Annotated in this window: 15 protein-coding genes and 1 other annotated feature; of the genes, 11 read left to right on the top strand and 4 right to left on the bottom strand. The window is 52.9% G+C overall.

What is annotated here, in order from left to right:
- Positions 1–35 precede the first annotated feature (35 nt).
- Positions 36–1,703 (bottom strand): energy-dependent translational throttle protein EttA, encoded by a 1,668-nt coding sequence (gene ettA, locus IMQ48_RS02595; protein WP_182270470.1) that lies wholly within the window; start codon positions 1,701–1,703, stop codon positions 36–38.
- 331 nt (positions 1,704–2,034) lie between these two features.
- Here ettA and sltY point away from each other — a divergent pair, with 331 nt between their 5' ends.
- Both sltY and trpR read left to right on the top strand, forming a co-directional pair.
- Positions 2,035–3,972, top strand: a complete 1,938-nt coding sequence (sltY, locus tag IMQ48_RS02590) for a murein transglycosylase (RefSeq protein ID WP_196207790.1) — start codon at positions 2,035–2,037, stop codon at positions 3,970–3,972.
- Positions 3,973–4,061: 89 nt separating this feature from the next.
- The gene (gene trpR / locus IMQ48_RS02585; protein ID WP_196207789.1) at positions 4,062–4,388 is read left to right on the top strand and encodes a trp operon repressor; all 327 of its coding nucleotides are present in this window, start codon (positions 4,062–4,064) and stop codon (positions 4,386–4,388) included.
- A 101-nt stretch (positions 4,389–4,489) separates the two neighbouring features.
- Here the strand turns inward: trpR and yjjX are convergent, their stop codons facing one another.
- Positions 4,490–5,005 (bottom strand): inosine/xanthosine triphosphatase, encoded by a 516-nt coding sequence (yjjX, locus tag IMQ48_RS02580; RefSeq protein ID WP_196207788.1) that lies wholly within the window; start codon positions 5,003–5,005, stop codon positions 4,490–4,492.
- A gap of 52 nt (positions 5,006–5,057) precedes the next feature.
- On the opposite strand from yjjX, the gene gpmB reads away from it, so the two are divergent.
- Positions 5,058–5,705 (top strand): 2,3-diphosphoglycerate-dependent phosphoglycerate mutase GpmB, encoded by a 648-nt coding sequence (gene gpmB / locus IMQ48_RS02575; protein ID WP_196207787.1) that lies wholly within the window; start codon positions 5,058–5,060, stop codon positions 5,703–5,705.
- On the opposite strand, the gene robA is transcribed toward gpmB, so the two are convergent.
- Positions 5,702–6,571: an MDR efflux pump AcrAB transcriptional activator RobA gene (robA, locus tag IMQ48_RS02570; RefSeq protein WP_196207786.1), complete on the bottom strand. Its 870-nt coding sequence runs from the start codon at positions 6,569–6,571 to the stop codon at positions 5,702–5,704. The two genes, gpmB and robA, sit on opposite strands and share 4 nt — an antisense overlap.
- A gap of 211 nt (positions 6,572–6,782) precedes the next feature.
- Here robA and creA point away from each other — a divergent pair, with 211 nt between their 5' ends.
- From creA to creD, 4 genes are read left to right on the top strand one after another with little or no spacing between them, the layout of a single operon-like run.
- Positions 6,783–7,256, top strand: coding sequence for a protein CreA (gene creA / locus IMQ48_RS02565; protein WP_196207785.1), 474 nt, complete (start codon positions 6,783–6,785; stop codon positions 7,254–7,256).
- 12 nt (positions 7,257–7,268) lie between these two features.
- Positions 7,269–7,958 (top strand): two-component system response regulator CreB, encoded by a 690-nt coding sequence (creB, locus tag IMQ48_RS02560; protein ID WP_196207784.1) that lies wholly within the window; start codon positions 7,269–7,271, stop codon positions 7,956–7,958.
- Complete coding sequence (gene creC, locus IMQ48_RS02555; RefSeq protein ID WP_196207783.1) at positions 7,958–9,382, top strand: two-component system sensor histidine kinase CreC; 1,425 nt, start codon at positions 7,958–7,960, stop codon at positions 9,380–9,382. The genes creB and creC overlap by 1 nt, the downstream gene beginning before the upstream one ends.
- Positions 9,383–9,439: 57 nt before the next feature.
- Positions 9,440–10,786, top strand: a complete 1,347-nt coding sequence (gene creD / locus IMQ48_RS02550) for a cell envelope integrity protein CreD (protein WP_196207782.1) — start codon at positions 9,440–9,442, stop codon at positions 10,784–10,786.
- 60 nt (positions 10,787–10,846) lie between these two features.
- On the opposite strand, the gene arcA is transcribed toward creD, so the two are convergent.
- Entirely contained in the window at positions 10,847–11,563 is a 717-nt protein-coding gene (arcA, locus tag IMQ48_RS02545) for a two-component system response regulator ArcA (RefSeq protein ID WP_001194359.1), read from the bottom strand.
- Between the two features lie 95 nt (positions 11,564–11,658).
- On the opposite strand from arcA, the gene yjjY reads away from it, so the two are divergent.
- The 4 genes from yjjY to thrA all read left to right on the top strand — a co-directional run bounded on the left by yjjY (position 11,659) and on the right by thrA (position 15,704).
- The gene (yjjY, locus tag IMQ48_RS02540) at positions 11,659–11,799 is read left to right on the top strand and encodes a protein YjjY (protein ID WP_001541509.1); all 141 of its coding nucleotides are present in this window, start codon (positions 11,659–11,661) and stop codon (positions 11,797–11,799) included.
- A gap of 399 nt (positions 11,800–12,198) precedes the next feature.
- Complete coding sequence (locus tag IMQ48_RS02535; protein WP_196207781.1) at positions 12,199–12,885, top strand: tRNA/rRNA methyltransferase; 687 nt, start codon at positions 12,199–12,201, stop codon at positions 12,883–12,885.
- A 206-nt stretch (positions 12,886–13,091) separates the two neighbouring features.
- Positions 13,092–13,218 (top strand) — a sequence feature (Thr leader region).
- Positions 13,097–13,162, top strand: a complete 66-nt coding sequence (thrL, locus tag IMQ48_RS02530; protein ID WP_096759473.1) for a thr operon leader peptide — start codon at positions 13,097–13,099, stop codon at positions 13,160–13,162. It overlaps the preceding feature by 66 nt.
- 23 nt (positions 13,219–13,241) lie before the next feature.
- Positions 13,242–15,704: a bifunctional aspartate kinase/homoserine dehydrogenase I gene (thrA, locus tag IMQ48_RS02525; protein WP_196207780.1), complete on the top strand. Its 2,463-nt coding sequence runs from the start codon at positions 13,242–13,244 to the stop codon at positions 15,702–15,704.
- Position 15,705: the final 1 nt, after the last annotated feature.

The raw sequence follows: 15,705 nt of genomic DNA, 5'->3' as shown, positions 1-15,705 counted from the left end.
GGACACGCGCAGCGCCATCCGGCACTTAACGGCAATTACTTAGCAATACGCTTGTACTTGATACGCTTTGGCTCCAGCGCATCGGCGCCCAGCGTGCGTTTCTTGTACTCTTCGTATTCGGTAAAGTTACCTTCGAAGAACTCGACTTTACCTTCATCCTGGTAATCCAGAATGTGGGTAGCAATACGGTCGAGGAACCAACGGTCGTGCGAGATAACCATTGCGCAGCCCGGGAACTCCAGCAGGGCGTTTTCCAGCGCGCGCAGGGTTTCGATATCCAGGTCGTTGGTTGGTTCATCGAGCAGCAGCATGTTGCCGCCAACCTGCAGCAGCTTCGCCAGGTGCAGACGACCACGCTCACCACCGGACAGCTCGCCGACGCGTTTGCCCTGATCAACACCTTTGAAGTTGAAGCGGCCTACGTAAGCGCGGCTTGGCATTTCGGTGTTGCCGATCTTCATGATATCCAGCCCGCCGGACACTTCTTCCCACACGGTTTTGCTGTTATCCATCGCGTCACGGAACTGGTCAACGGAGGCCAGTTTCACGGTTTCACCCAGTTCAATGGTGCCGCTGTCAGGCTGTTCTTCACCGGAGAGCATGCGGAACAGGGTGGATTTACCCGCGCCGTTCGGACCGATGATCCCGACAATCGCACCTTTCGGTACCGAGAAGCTCAGGTCGTCGATCAGGACGCGGTCGCCGTAGGATTTACGCAGATTGGTAACTTCAACGACTTTATCGCCCAGACGGGGTCCAGGTGGAATAAACAGTTCGTTGGTTTCGTTACGTTTCTGGTATTCGGTATTGTTGAGTTCTTCAAAGCGTGCCAGACGGGCTTTGCCCTTAGACTGACGGCCTTTTGCACCCTGACGTACCCACTCCAGCTCTTTCTCAATGGATTTACGTCGAGCTGCTTCCTGAGAGGCTTCCTGTGCCAGACGCTGATCTTTCTGTTCCAGCCAGGAAGAGTAGTTACCTTCCCACGGAATACCTTCACCGCGGTCAAGCTCCAGGATCCAGCCGGCAACGTTATCGAGGAAGTAACGGTCGTGGGTAATCGCCACCACGGTCCCTTCGAAGTCGTGCAGGAAGCGTTCCAGCCATGCCACGGATTCTGCATCCAGGTGGTTGGTTGGTTCGTCGAGCAGCAGCATGTCTGGTTTTTCCAGCAGCAGGCGGCATAGCGCGACGCGACGGCGTTCACCCCCGGACAACTTCTCAATTTTGGCATCCCAGTCCGGCAGACGGAGTGCGTCAGCGGCACGCTCCAGTTGCACATTCAGGTTGTGACCGTCATGCGCCTGAATAATTTCTTCGAACTTACCCTGTTGCGCGGCAAGCTTATCGAAGTCGGCATCCGGCTCGGCGTACTTCGCATACACTTCGTCCAGGCCTTTCAGGGCGTTAACTACTTCGGCAACCGCTTCTTCAACGGATTCACGCACGGTATGTTCCGGGTTCAGTTTCGGTTCCTGCGGCAGGTAACCGATCTTGAGGCCCGGTTGTGGACGTGCTTCTCCCTCGATGTCGGTATCAATACCGGCCATGATGCGCAGCAGGGTGGATTTACCCGCGCCGTTCAGACCGAGTACACCGATTTTGGCACCCGGGAAGAAGCTCAGAGAGATGTTTTTAAGAATATGACGTTTCGGCGGAACGACTTTGCCGACACGATGCATGGTATAAACGAATTGAGCCACGTTGGACTTCGCCTCTTTTATATACTCTTCATCCTTCAGGCTGCCTCTGTGTTGGCTGCATTCGAAAACCCTGGTCACATAGCCATCTATGCTCGCAGGGATTTTCTCTTTTGCCGCCTTGATGCAGCCAGAATGATTTTGAGTAGGGTAGTGAATAGTTATCAAAGGCGAAGTGTAGCCTTTTTCACGTTCTAATCCCAGCCAGCAGATCTCACTCGCAACAAAAGTAAAAAAGTGTCCGGAACGTGGCACTTTCTGCAATGTCTGATTAGCATGAATCTATTAAGCGGCATGATGCTGCACAGTCGTAACACGATAAGAGGAAGAGCTTGTGGACAAAGCCAAACACGTAGCCTGGCGCCTGCTGGCGGTCAGCGTATGTCTGATGACGGTCAGTCAAGTGGCGCGAGCTGATTCTCTGGATGAACAGCGCAATCGCTATGCACAAATTAAGCAGGCCTGGGATAACCGGCAGATGGATGTCGTCGAGCAGATGATGCCGGGTCTGAAAAGCTACCCTCTGTATCCTTATCTTGAATATCGTCAGATTACTGACGATTTGATGAATCAGCCTACCGTTACCGTCACCAATTTTGTGCGTGCTAACCCAACGCTGCCGCCTGCGCGCACGCTGCAATCGCGCTTCGTGAACGAACTGGCGCGTCGGGAAGACTGGCGCGGGTTGTTAGCGTTCAGCCCGGATAAGCCCGGCACTACCGAAGCGCAATGTAATTACTATTATGCGAAATGGAGTACCGGACAGGCTGAAGAAGCCTGGCAGGGCGCAAAAGATCTTTGGCTGACCGGGAAGAGTCAGCCCAACGCTTGCGACAAATTATTCGGCGTATGGCGGGCATCTGGCACTCAGGATCCGTTAGCTTATCTCGAACGTATTCGCCTGGCGATGAAAGCGGGTAACACCGGGTTGGTTACCGCGCTGGCCGGACAAATGCCAGCGGAGTATCAGACCATTGCTTCAGCGATTATTGCACTGGCAAATAACCCTAATTCGGTGATGACGTTTGCGCGTACCACCGGAGCTACGGATTTTACCCGTCAGATGGCGGCGGTGGCGTTTGCCAGCGTAGCGCGCCAGGACGCGGAAAATGCGCGTTTGATGATCCCATCATTGGCGCAGGCGCAGCAGCTTAATGACGATCAAACCCAGGAGCTGCGCGATATCGTCGCCTGGCGTCTAATGGGCAACGATGTCACTGACGAGCAGGCCAAATGGCGCGATGACGCGATAATGCGCTCACAATCCACCACGCTTGTGGAGCGGCGCGTGCGGATGGCGCTAGGAACTGGCGATCGTCGAGGGCTAAATACCTGGTTGGCGCGTCTGCCGATGGACGCGAAGGAAAAAGATGAATGGCGCTACTGGCAGGCGGATCTGCTGCTGGAGCGTGGACGTGACGCCGAAGCGAAAGAGATCCTGCATGCGCTAATGCAGCAGCGTGGCTTCTATCCGATGGTGGCGGCGCAACGCCTGGGTGAAGAGTACACGCTGAAAATTGACAAAGCGCCTGCGGATGTCGACTCCGCGCTGACGCAGGGGCCGGAGATGGCGCGTGTGCGTGAACTTATGTACTGGAACATGGATAATACCGCGCGCAGCGAGTGGGCGAATCTGGTCACCAGCCGCACCAAGTCTGAGCAGGCACAGCTGGCACGTTATGCGTTTAACAACCACTGGTGGGATCTGAGTGTACAGGCCACGATCGCTGGCAAACTCTGGGATCATCTGGAAGAGCGTTTCCCGCTGGCTTACAAAGATCTGTTTACCCGTTACACCAGCGGGAAAGACATTCAGCCAAGCTACGCGATGGCCATTGCGCGTCAGGAAAGTGCCTGGAACCCGAAGGTAAAATCACCGGTGGGTGCCAGCGGGCTGATGCAAATTATGCCGGGCACGGCGACGCATACGGTGAAGATGTTCTCGATTCCGGGTTACAGCAATCCTAATCAGCTGTTGGATCCCGACACCAATATCAACATCGGCACCAGCTATTTGCAGTATGTGTATCAACAGTTTGGCAATAACCGTATCTTCGCTTCAGCAGCCTATAACGCCGGACCGGGTCGCGTTCGTACCTGGCTTGGCAACAGCGCAGGGCGCATTGACGCGGTGGCCTTTGTAGAAAGCATCCCGTTCTCTGAGACCCGTGGATATGTGAAAAACGTACTGGCTTACGATGCCTACTATCGTCACTTCCTTGGCGATAAGCCGGAGTTGATGAACGACGCAGAATGGCAACGCCGTTACTGATCGTGGTGAGTGTGTTATGCTATCGTACTCGTTAAAGAGTACAAAGGGGGAGGCAATCGCGCTTCCCCCCGCAACGATGGCGATATCTTATGACTCAGCAATCACCCTATTCAGCAGAGATGGCAGAACAGCGTCACCAGGAGTGGTTACGTTTTGTCGACTTGCTTAAACACGCTTATGAGCAAGATTTACACCAGCCACTGCTTAATTTGATGTTAACGCCAGATGAACGTGAAGCTCTGGGAACGCGCGTGCGCATTATTGAAGAGCTGCTACGCGGCGAGATGAGCCAGCGAGAGCTTAAAAACGAACTCGGGGCGGGGATCGCCACCATTACGCGAGGTTCGAACAGCCTCAAATCCGCCCCAGTGGAACTGCGTCATTGGCTGGAGCAGGTGTTGCTCAAAAATGGCTGATTCGTTCGTAGGCTGGATAAGGCGAAGCCGCCATCCGGCAACATCGCCGCGAAATGCCTGATGGCGCTGTGCTTATCAGGCCTACAACGTAGCGCAAATAATTACCGATACGCGGCGTTATGAAACGGGCTGAGCGCCAGGATCACCGCCTGATGATAGACACTGGCGCGGGTTAGCTTCCCGGCGGTAAACACGCCAATCGCCCCTTCTTTACGGCCTATCTCGTCAATGCCCGTGTACTGTGACATCACCGGACCGAGCGCTTCTCCCTGGCGAACTCTGTCGAGAATCACCGCTGGCAGCGGCAGCGTGGCTGAGCGGGCTTCGCCGCGCTGAACGCCATTATCAATCACCACCCAACTGAAGGTGGCGTCATCGTCAATGCCGGCTTCAATGGCCACCCAGAAATCGGCCTGTGGATGCAGGCGGCGTGCGTTTTCTACGCGATTTCGTGCGCCAGTGCGCGTTTCCTGACTTCCAAAAGGTTGTTCCGGCACACCGCTCTCGACGGCGATGGGTTCAATATGGCAGGATCCTTCACCGAAAATCTCTTCAAATGCCCGAAGAATTGCCTGAATTTTGGCAGGATTGGTGGTCGCAGAGATAACCTTGTGCATAATTAAGCTCAGTTTGAAAATTCATCGCATCGCAGTATAACGGAAAAAACGCATGTTACAGGTATACCTTGTTCGCCACGGTGAAACGCAGTGGAACGCCGAGCGACGTATTCAAGGCCAGTCAGACAGCCCGCTGACCGCTAAAGGTGAACAGCAAGCTATGCAGGTTGGCGAACGCGCCCGCTCGCTTGGCATTACTCACGTCATCAGTAGCGATTTAGGTCGTACACGACGCACAGCAGAAATCATCGCCCAGGCTTGCGGCTGTGATATCACCTTCGATGCCCGCCTGCGCGAGCTGAATATGGGGGTGCTGGAAAAACGCCACATCGATTCTCTGACACCAGAGGAAGAGGGTTGGCGTCGCCAGTTGGTGAATGGCACGGTTGATGGTCGTATTCCGGAAGGGGAATCTATGCAGGAACTGGCCGATCGTGTTAATGCCGCGCTGGCAGCCTGTCTGGAACTGCCGCAAGGGAGCCGCCCACTACTGGTAAGCCACGGTATTGCGCTGGGCTGCCTGGTGAGTACGATTCTGGGACTGCCCGCCTGGGCTGAGCGTCGCTTGCGTCTGCGCAACTGCTCAATTTCCCGCGTCGATTATCAGGAAAGTTTATGGCTGGCGCCGGGTTGGGTGGTCGAAACGGCAGGGGACATCTCACATCTGGACGCCCCTGCGTTGGATGAGTTACAGCGTTAACGGCGGATAGGAATCAGGAATTCGCAGCGTAGATTAATAGGGCGATCGCCTGCTTTGGCATCTTCTGCCGGGTAGTATCGCTCTATATCCTGACCTTTACGACGGGTCAGGTTTAGCATTGGCATACAGGTGCCGTATACCGTCAGAATGAATTCTTGCACGCCCGTTCCCAGGCCTTCATAGGTAAACATCACGTATTCACCGCCCTGCAACAGGATCGGCTGCGCCGACTGGACATAGCCATTGGCCTGTTCTGGCGTAAGAGCGGTGGTATAGAATACTTCCTGTTCGTCATCTTTCTCAAAGCTGGGGCGTGTTTCGTTCAGTCCGTACAGCACCGGTGGGATCGCAGGGGCCTGGCTGAGGAAGTCGCGCCAGAACTGAATACGCATTTCATGACGGAAATCAGAAATTTGTTCCAGCGAGCAGGAGTAGCTTTGCGTGGTGCCGAGCAACTGCGTATCTTCCAGCGTCACAAACTGATGCGCTGGCATGGCGAATTCTCCGAGTCGCATCGGTGGTCGAATACCAAAAGCGCTCCATTCCGGCGAACGGCGGTACAGTGCGGGCGTTTGGGAAAATTGCTTTTTGAATGCTCGGGTAAACGTCTGTTGAGAGTCAAAACGGTATTGCAGGGCAATATCCAGAATCGGACGCGCAGTCAGGCGTAGCGCCACAGCGGACTTCGATAAACGACGGGCGCGGATATAGGCGCCAATAGCGTGGCCCGTCACGTCCTTAAACATTCTCTGCAAATGCCACTTGGAATAGCCTGCTTTTGCCGCCACATTGTCAAGCGACAGAGGCTGATCCAGATGACCTTCCAGCCAGATTAATAGGTCGCGAATAATGCCAGCCTGATCCATAAAATATCCTCATCCTTTCAACAGCGAATACCTGACGTCAGGTAAGAGGATAATAGCATTTTTTGTTGTTTTAGCATTCAGTGTTTTTTTTGCTCATAAATGCTGTTTTCGGACATACGAAAGCGTGATTATTGTAATCCTGTGATCTGTATACGTTTTATTTTAAGATGTTGAATAATTACACAGAGTAACTTTAAAGAATGGTAACAATATGAAATATAAGAGCTTAGTCATTTCCTCAATTTTGCTGATGTTGGGGCAGGTGGCCCATGCGGAGCAGATTGGTTCTGTCGATACGGTATTTAAAATGTTTGGCCCGGATCATAAAATTGTCGTCGAAGCGTTTGACGATCCCGACGTGAACAATGTGACCTGCTATGTTAGCCGCGCAAAAACCGGCGGTATTAAGGGTGGGTTGGGACTGGCTGAAGATACCTCTGATGCGGCCATTTCCTGCCAGCAAGTGGGGCCGGTTGAACTGAGCGACAGAATTAAGAACGGTAAAGCGCAGGGTGAGGTCGTCTTCAAGAAACGGACGTCGCTGGTGTTCAAATCATTACAGGTCGTGCGTTTTTATGATGCGAAGCGTAACACGCTGGCGTATCTGGCCTATTCCGACAAGGTTGTCGACGGTTCGCCTAAAAATGCCATCAGTGCGGTGCCTATCATGCCGTGGCGGCAGTAACAAGGAAGCAAAATGCAACAGGCGTTGATCTGGTTGGTTGAGGATGAGCAGGGGATCGCGGATACGCTTATCTACATGCTGCAACAGGAAGGTTTTAGCGTGGAAGCGTTTGAACGTGGGTTGCCTGTGCTGGAAAGCGCACAACAGCGATGCCCGGATGCGATAATCCTTGACGTCGGACTGCCCGACATCAGCGGTTTTGAGCTGTGTCGACGTCTGCTGGAGCGCCACCCGGCGCTGCCTGTTCTTTTTTTGACTGCTCGCAGCGACGAAGTGGACCGCCTGTTAGGTCTGGAGATTGGTGCGGATGATTACGTCGCCAAACCCTTCTCACCGCGCGAAGTGTGCGCCCGGGTACGCACGCTGCTCAGGCGGGTGAGAAAATTTTCCGTGCCGCCATCAGCAACACGTTTTGGCAATTTTGAGCTCAATGAACCTGCTGCACAGATTGCGTGGTTTGGCAGTCCGTTAAACCTGACTCGCTATGAGTTCCTGCTGCTGAAAACCTTGCTGATGTCGCCGGGGCGTATTTATTCGCGCCAGCAACTGATGGATTTAGTCTGGGCCGATGCGCAGGATACCTACGACAGAACGGTGGACACGCACATCAAAACGCTGCGTGCCAAACTGCGGGCTATTAACCCCGATCTATCGCCGATAAACACTCATCGCGGTATGGGATATAGCCTGAGGAACGCCTGATGCGTATTGGCATGCGGTTGCTATTGGGCTACTTTCTGATTGTCGCCGTTGCCGCTTGGTTTGTTCTGTCTATTTTTGTGCAGGAGATTAAGCCTGGCGTACGCCGGGCGACCGAAGGCACGCTGATTGACACCGCCACGCTGTTAGCGGCGCTGGCGCGCGACGACGTTCTCTCTGGCTCTGCTACCAACGGCAAGCTGGCGCAGGCTTTCTCGCAACTGCATAATCGCCCTTTTCGCGCCAATATCAGCGGTATTAACAAAGTGCGCAATGAATATCACGTCTATATGACGGATGCTCAGGGCAAGGTGCTGTTTGATTCGGCCAATAAGGCAGTAGGGGAAGATTATTCCCGCTGGAACGACGTATGGTTAACGCTGCGCGGGCAATATGGCGCGCGCAGTACGCTGCAAAATCCGGCCGACCCGGAAAGCTCTGTGATGTACGTTGCGGCACCGATTATCGACGGTGAGCGCATCATCGGGGTGCTTAGCGTCGGTAAACCCAATGCGGCGATGGCCCCGGTGATTAAACGCAGCGAGCGGCGGATGCTGTGGGCGAGCGCCGTGTTGCTGGGGATCGCGTTGGTGATTGGCGCAGGGATGGTATGGTGGATCAACCGCTCTATTGCCCGGCTGGCGCGCTATGCCGACTCCGTGACGGATAATCGGCCAGTGGCGTTGCCTGATTTAGGCAGCAGTGAATTGCGAAAACTGGCGCAGGCGCTGGAAAGTATGCGCCTGAAGCTGGAGGGTAAGAATTATATTGAACAGTATGTGTATGCCTTAACACATGAACTGAAAAGTCCGCTGGCGGCCATCCGCGGCGCGGCGGAAATTTTACGTGAGGGGCCGCCGCCCAACGTGGTAGCGCGTTTCACCGATAATATTCTGACGCAAAATGCGCGTATGCAGGTGCTGGTCGAAACCTTGCTGCGCCAGGCTCGACTGGAAAACCGGCAGGCTGTTGCGTTTACGCCTGTTGCGGTTAACACACTGTTTGCCCAGTTGCGTGAGTCGCGTAGCGTCCAGCTGGCAGCTAAAAATATCACACTGAATATCGAGCCCTCATTGTTGATGGTTTCTGCTGAACCTGCGTTGCTGGAGCAAGCCGTGGGCAATCTGCTGGATAACGCCATCGACTTCACGCCAGAGTGGGGGACCATTGTTCTGAGCGCGCAACAGCAAGGAGAGAAGGTTACGTTGCAGGTGACGGACAGCGGCAGTGGGATCCCTGACTTTGCGTTACCGCGCATATTTGAGCGCTTCTATTCGCTGCCCCGCGAGAATGGACTCAAGAGCAGCGGTTTGGGGCTGGCGTTTGTCAGCGAAGTTGCGCGCTTGCTTGAAGGTGACGTGACGTTGAGCAATCGCCCTGAAGGCGGGGTACAGGCGTCGTTCACTCTTCACCGTCACTTCACATAACTTCAAATTCTGCGCACATAGCCGTTCTACCTTGTCGTTATTGCAAAGGAGAACGCTATGTTGAAATCCCCCCTGTTTTGGAAAATTGTCACCTTAGGTGGCGCCATGCTGCTGCTGTTAATTCCGCTGACGATGGTCAGGCAGATAATTGTTGAGCGGTCGGATTATCGTAATGAGGTCGAAGATGCCATCCGGCAGAGTACCAGTGGGCCACAGAAGTTAGTTGGGCCGCTGATCGCTATCCCTGTGACCGAACTGTATACCACGCTGGAGGATGAGAAACAGGTCTCGCATAAGCGCAGCTATATCCATTTCTGGCTACCAGAGTCGTTGATGGTTGAAGGCAATCAAAATGTTGAAGGACGTAAAGTCGGTATTTATGAGGGGCAGGTCTGGCACAATGATGTGTCGCTGAAAGCGGAGTTTAATGCTGAACGACTGAGTGAGTTGAATCATCCCAATATAACGTTAGGGAAACCGTTTATTGTGGTTGGTGTTGGTGATGCGCGCGGGATTGGCGTGGTGAAAGTGCCACAGATCAACGGGATGTCGCTGGCCGTTGAGCCAGGAACGGGGCTGGATGGGCGTGCGCAGGGGATCCACATTCCGCTACCGGATGCGGGATGGACGAAGCAAAATCTCAGCCTGGCAATGTCGCTAAATTTGAGCGGTACCGGTGATTTCTCCGTTGTCCCCATTGGACGTAACAGTGAAATGACCTTAACCAGCAACTGGCCGCATCCCAATTTCCTGGGGGATTTTCTGCCCACTAAGCGTGAAGTTAGTACGTCAGGGTTTACGGCCCAATGGCAAAGCAGTTGGTTTGCCAATAACCTCGGTGAGCGTTTTGACGGGGAAAAGATTGGCTGGCAGGGAATGCCGGCGTTTAGCGTAGCGGTGGCAACACCGGCCGATCAGTATCAGCTCACTGACAGAGCGACGAAGTATGCCATATTACTGATCGTACTAACCTTTATGTCTTTCTTTGTGCTGGAGAGTATGACCAGTCTGCGCCTGCACCCTATGCAGTATCTGTTGGTAGGGTTATCGCTGGTGATGTTTTATCTGCTGCTGCTGGCGCTGTCAGAACATATTGGTTTTACCGCGGCGTGGATTATTGCCAGCCTGATTGGTGCCCTGATGAACGGCGTGTATTTACAGGCGGTATTACAAGGATGGCGTAACAGTATTTTGTTTACGGTGGCGCTGCTGGCGCTGGATGGGGTCATGTGGGTGTTGCTGCGTTCGCAGGACAGCTCTTTGCTACTGGGAACCGGTGTGCTGTTATTGGCACTGTGCGGGATTATGTTCCTGACGCGTCATCTTGACTGGCACGCGCTGGCTCAGCCCAGGACAAAGGAAACTCAGAACGTTGATAATGACGAGTTACGGTTGTGGAAATAGGGTAATAAAGAAATGAAAAACGGCGCGTAAAGCGCCGTTTTTATTCCCGCAAGGATTGGATTAATCCTGCAGGTCGCCGCAGAAACGGTAACCTTCACCGTGAATGGTGGCGATGATTTCTGGCGTATCCGGCGTAGATTCGAAATGCTTACGAATGCGGCGGATAGTCACGTCAACGGTACGGTCATGCGGTTTCAGTTCGCGACCGGTCATTTTTTTCAGCAGTTCTGCGCGAGACTGGATCTTGCCCGGATTCTCACAGAAGTGAAGCATGGCACGGAATTCGCTACGTGGCAGTTTATACTGCTCGCCGTCAGGACCGATCAGAGAACGGCTGTTGATATCCAGTTCCCAACCATTGAACTTGTAGCTTTCGACGCTACGGCGTTCTTCGCTGACCGTGCCCAGGTTCATGGTACGGGACAGCAGGTTACGAGCACGGATAGTCAGTTCACGCGGGTTAAACGGCTTAGTGATGTAATCATCAGCGCCGATTTCGAGGCCGAGAATTTTATCGACTTCGTTATCGCGGCCCGTCAGGAACATCAGCGCAACGTTAGCTTGCTCGCGGAGTTCGCGCGCTAACAGAAGACCGTTTTTGCCTGGCAGATTGATATCCATAATCACAAGGTTGATGTCATATTCAGAGAGGATCTGATGCATTTCCGCGCCATCTGTCGCCTCGAATACATCATAGCCTTCCGCTTCGAAAATGCTTTTCAACGTGTTACGTGTTACTAACTCGTCTTCAACGATAAGAATGTGCGGGGTCTGCATGTTTGCTACCTAAATTGCCAACTAAATCGAAACAGGAAGTACAAAAGTCCCTGACCTGCCTGATGCATGTCGTAAATTAACATGATCGGCGTAACATGACTAAAGTACGTAATTGCGTTCTTGATGCACTTTCCATCAACGTCAACAACATCATTAGCTTGGTCGTGGGCACTTTCCCTCTGGACCCGACAGTGTCAAAAACGGCTGTCATCCTAACCATTTTAACAGCAACATAACAGGCTAAGACGTACCGGACACCCAATAAAACTACGCTTCGTTGACATATATCAAGTTCAATTGTAGCACGTTAACAGTTTGATGAAATCATCGTATCCAAATGTTAGCTTTCATCACAAAATTGCAATAATACAACTAGTTGCACGCGCTAACTAATAAATGTAGTGAATCCAACTGATGAGAACCATCTTAAATTAAATTATCATGAATAAACAGAAGGATATGCAACTTCTGTTAACATAAAAAGCAATAGTACAGGTACGAAACAGTTTAGCATTTTTTACTTAATGTGAAATGCTTTTTCAGTGATCTCTGTTAAAAATATGTAAATTCGCGCTGCGTAATATGTTGATGCGCATCACATTATTATCGGCAAACTGACTAAAAAGAGTAGCAAAATGCGTTTAACAATTATTCTGGTAGCCCCTGCCAGAGCGGAAAATATTGGTGCGGCTGCCCGTGCGATGAAAACCATGGGATTCACCGAGTTGCGGATCGTTGACAGTCAGGCTCACCTGGAACCTGCCACGCGCTGGGTGGCTCACGGTTCGGGTGACATTATTGATAATATTAACGTTTTTACAACGTTAGCCGAGGCGCTGCACGACGTGGATTTTACTGTTGCTACCACGGCGCGCAGTCGCGCAAAGTTTCATTATTACGCTACTCCGGTCGAATTGGTTCCGTTGCTGGAGGAAAAATCGGCGTGGATGGATCACGCTGCGCTGGTTTTTGGCCGTGAGGATTCTGGCCTGACGAATGAAGAACTGGCGCTGGCGGACGTGTTGACCGGCGTACCGATGGTCGCTGACTATCCTTCACTGAATTTGGGGCAGGCGGTGATGGTGTATTGCTATCAATTAGCCGGTTTAATACAACAGCCCGCTAAAACCACTGAGGTGACGGATGAGCTTCAGCTCCAGGCATTACGGGCGCGTGTATTACGTTTATTGACCACGCTGGACGTTGCCGATGACATCAAACTCACGGACTGGTTGCAACAACGAATGGGCCTGTTAGGACAGCGAGACACGGTAATGTTGCACCGTTTTTTACATGACATTGAAAAAAATGTCACAAAATAAAACATTGCCAATATAGTCTGTGTTGGTTTTTTATTCTGACTTCAAGCGTGTCTGACGCGCTGTATTGGTTGAAAGTAAAACGGTAAGCAGTGACTCGTGAACAAGTTTCGGAACGTGATCAATTTAGAAATTTATTGACTTAGGTCACGAGATACTTTAACCCTAAAAGAATAGAGCACAGACAGATAATAATTACAGAGCACACAACATCATGAAACGCATCGGCACCACCATTACTACAACCATCACCATTACCACAGGTAACGGTGCGGGCTGACGCGTACAGGAAACACAGAAAAAAGCCCGCACCTAAACAGTGCGGGCTTTTTTTTCGACCAGAGGCAACGAGGTAAACCATGCGAGTGTTGAAGTTCGGCGGTACATCAGTGGCAAATGCAGAGCGCTTTCTGCGGGTTGCCGATATTCTGGAAAGCAATGCCAGGCAGGGGCAGGTTGCGACCGTCCTCTCTGCCCCGGCAAAAATCACTAACCATCTGGTGGCGATGATTGAGAAGACCATCGGTGGTCAGGACGCTTTAGCCAATATCAGTGACGCCGAACGTATTTTCTCTGAGCTTTTGGTCGGTCTTGCCGCGGTACAGCCCGGTTTTCCACTGGCGCAGCTCAAAGCTTTTGTTGAACAAGAATTTGCCCAAATCAAACATGTCCTGCACGGTATCAGCCTGCTGGGACAGTGTCCGGACAGCATCAACGCCGCGCTTATCTGTCGTGGTGAAAAAATGTCGATCGCAATTATGGCCGGGCTGCTGGAAGCGCGTGGCCACAAAGTGACGGTTATTGATCCGGTCGAGAAACTGTTAGCGGTGGGTCATTACCTCGAATCTACCGTTGATATTACTGAGTCTACACGTCGTATCGCCGCCAGCCGTATTCCTGCAGACCATATGGTGTTGATGGCAGGCTTTACCGCCGGGAATGAAAAAGGTGAACTGGTGGTGCTGGGGCGTAACGGCTCTGATTACTCCGCCGCCGTACTGGCCGCCTGCCTGCGTGCAGACTGCTGTGAGATCTGGACGGATGTTGACGGCGTATATACTTGCGACCCGCGTCAGGTGCCTGATGCCAGACTGCTGAAGTCAATGTCATACCAGGAAGCGATGGAGCTGTCTTATTTCGGCGCCAAAGTGCTTCACCCGCGCACCATTACCCCGATTGCCCAGTTCCAGATCCCTTGCCTGATTAAAAATACCGGTAACCCGCAAGCGCCGGGTACGCTGATTGGCGCCAGCCGCGATGAAGATGATCTGCCGGTAAAAGGCATTTCGAATCTCAACAATATGGCGATGTTCAGCGTGTCGGGCCCGGGAATGAAAGGGATGGTTGGCATGGCGGCCCGTGTGTTTGCCACGATGTCTCGTGCCGGGATTTCGGTGGTGCTGATCACCCAGTCGTCTTCTGAATACAGCATCAGCTTCTGCGTCCCGCAGGGTGACTGTGCGCGTGCACAGCGTGCGATGCAGGATGAATTCTACCTCGAGCTGAAAGAAGGGCTGCTGGAGCCGCTGGCGGTCACTGAGCGTCTGGCGATCATCTCAGTGGTTGGCGACGGTATGCGTACGCTGCGTGGTATCTCGGCGAAATTCTTTGCCGCGCTGGCGCGTGCCAACATCAATATCGTGGCCATCGCCCAGGGCTCGTCTGAGCGCTCTATTTCGGTGGTGGTGAACAATGATGATGCTACCACCGGCGTGCGTGTGACGCATCAAATGCTGTTCAATACCGATCAGGTGATCGAAGTCTTTGTGATAGGCGTCGGTGGCGTCGGGTCTGCGCTGCTTGAACAACTTAAGCGGCAACAAACCTGGCTGAAGAGCAAGCATATTGATTTACGCGTTTGCGGGGTGGCGAACTCGAAGGCCCTGCTGACCCATGTTCACGGTCTGAATCTGGAAAACTGGCAGGCGGAGCTGGCGGAAGCCAAAGAACCCTTCAACCTCGGTCGCTTAATTCGCCTGGTGAAAGAATACCACCTGCTTAACCCGGTGATTGTGGACTGTACCTCAAGCCAGGCCGTGGCGGATCAGTATGCCGATTTCCTGCGCGAAGGTTTCCACGTGGTCACGCCGAATAAAAAGGCCAACACCTCGTCGATGGATTACTACCATCAGCTGCGTTTTGCCGCCGCGAAGTCCCGGCGTAAATTCCTCTACGACACCAACGTTGGCGCGGGCTTGCCGGTTATCGAAAACCTGCAAAACCTGCTTAGTGCAGGCGATGAACTGCAACGCTTCTCGGGGATTCTGTCCGGTTCACTGTCGTTTATTTTTGGCAAACTGGATGAAGACATGAGCTTCTCGCAAGCCACCACGCTGGCACGCGAAATGGGCTATACCGAACCCGATCCGCGCGACGATCTTTCCGGGATGGATGTGGCGCGTAAGCTGCTGATCCTCGCCCGTGAAACCGGCCGTGAGCTGGAGCTTGCAGATATTGTTATTGAACCGGTGTTACCGCAAGACTTTGATGATTCCGGCGACGTCTCTGCGTTTATGGCTAAGCTGTCGCAGCTCGATGATGCGTTTGCCGCTCGCGTGGCGAAAGCCCGTGATGAGGGGAAAGTCATGCGCTATGTTGGCAATATCGAAGAGGACGGCGTGTGTCGGGTAAAAATCGCCGAAGTGGATGGTAACGATCCGCTGTTTAAAGTGAAAAATGGCGAAAACGCGCTGGCGTTCTACAGTCACTACTACCAGCCATTGCCGCTGGTACTACGTGGTTACGGTGCGGGTAATGATGTCACGGCGGCGGGTGTCTTTGCCGACTTGCTGCGTACCCTTTCATGGAAGTTAGGAGTTTAAC

The sequence above is a fragment of the Citrobacter sp. Res13-Sevr-PEB04-36 genome, from assembly GCF_015672735.1.
Classification (GTDB): domain Bacteria; phylum Pseudomonadota; class Gammaproteobacteria; order Enterobacterales; family Enterobacteriaceae; genus Citrobacter.
The sequence above is the reverse complement of the archived record's forward strand: the minus strand, read 5'-3'. Positions and strand labels throughout refer to the sequence as shown.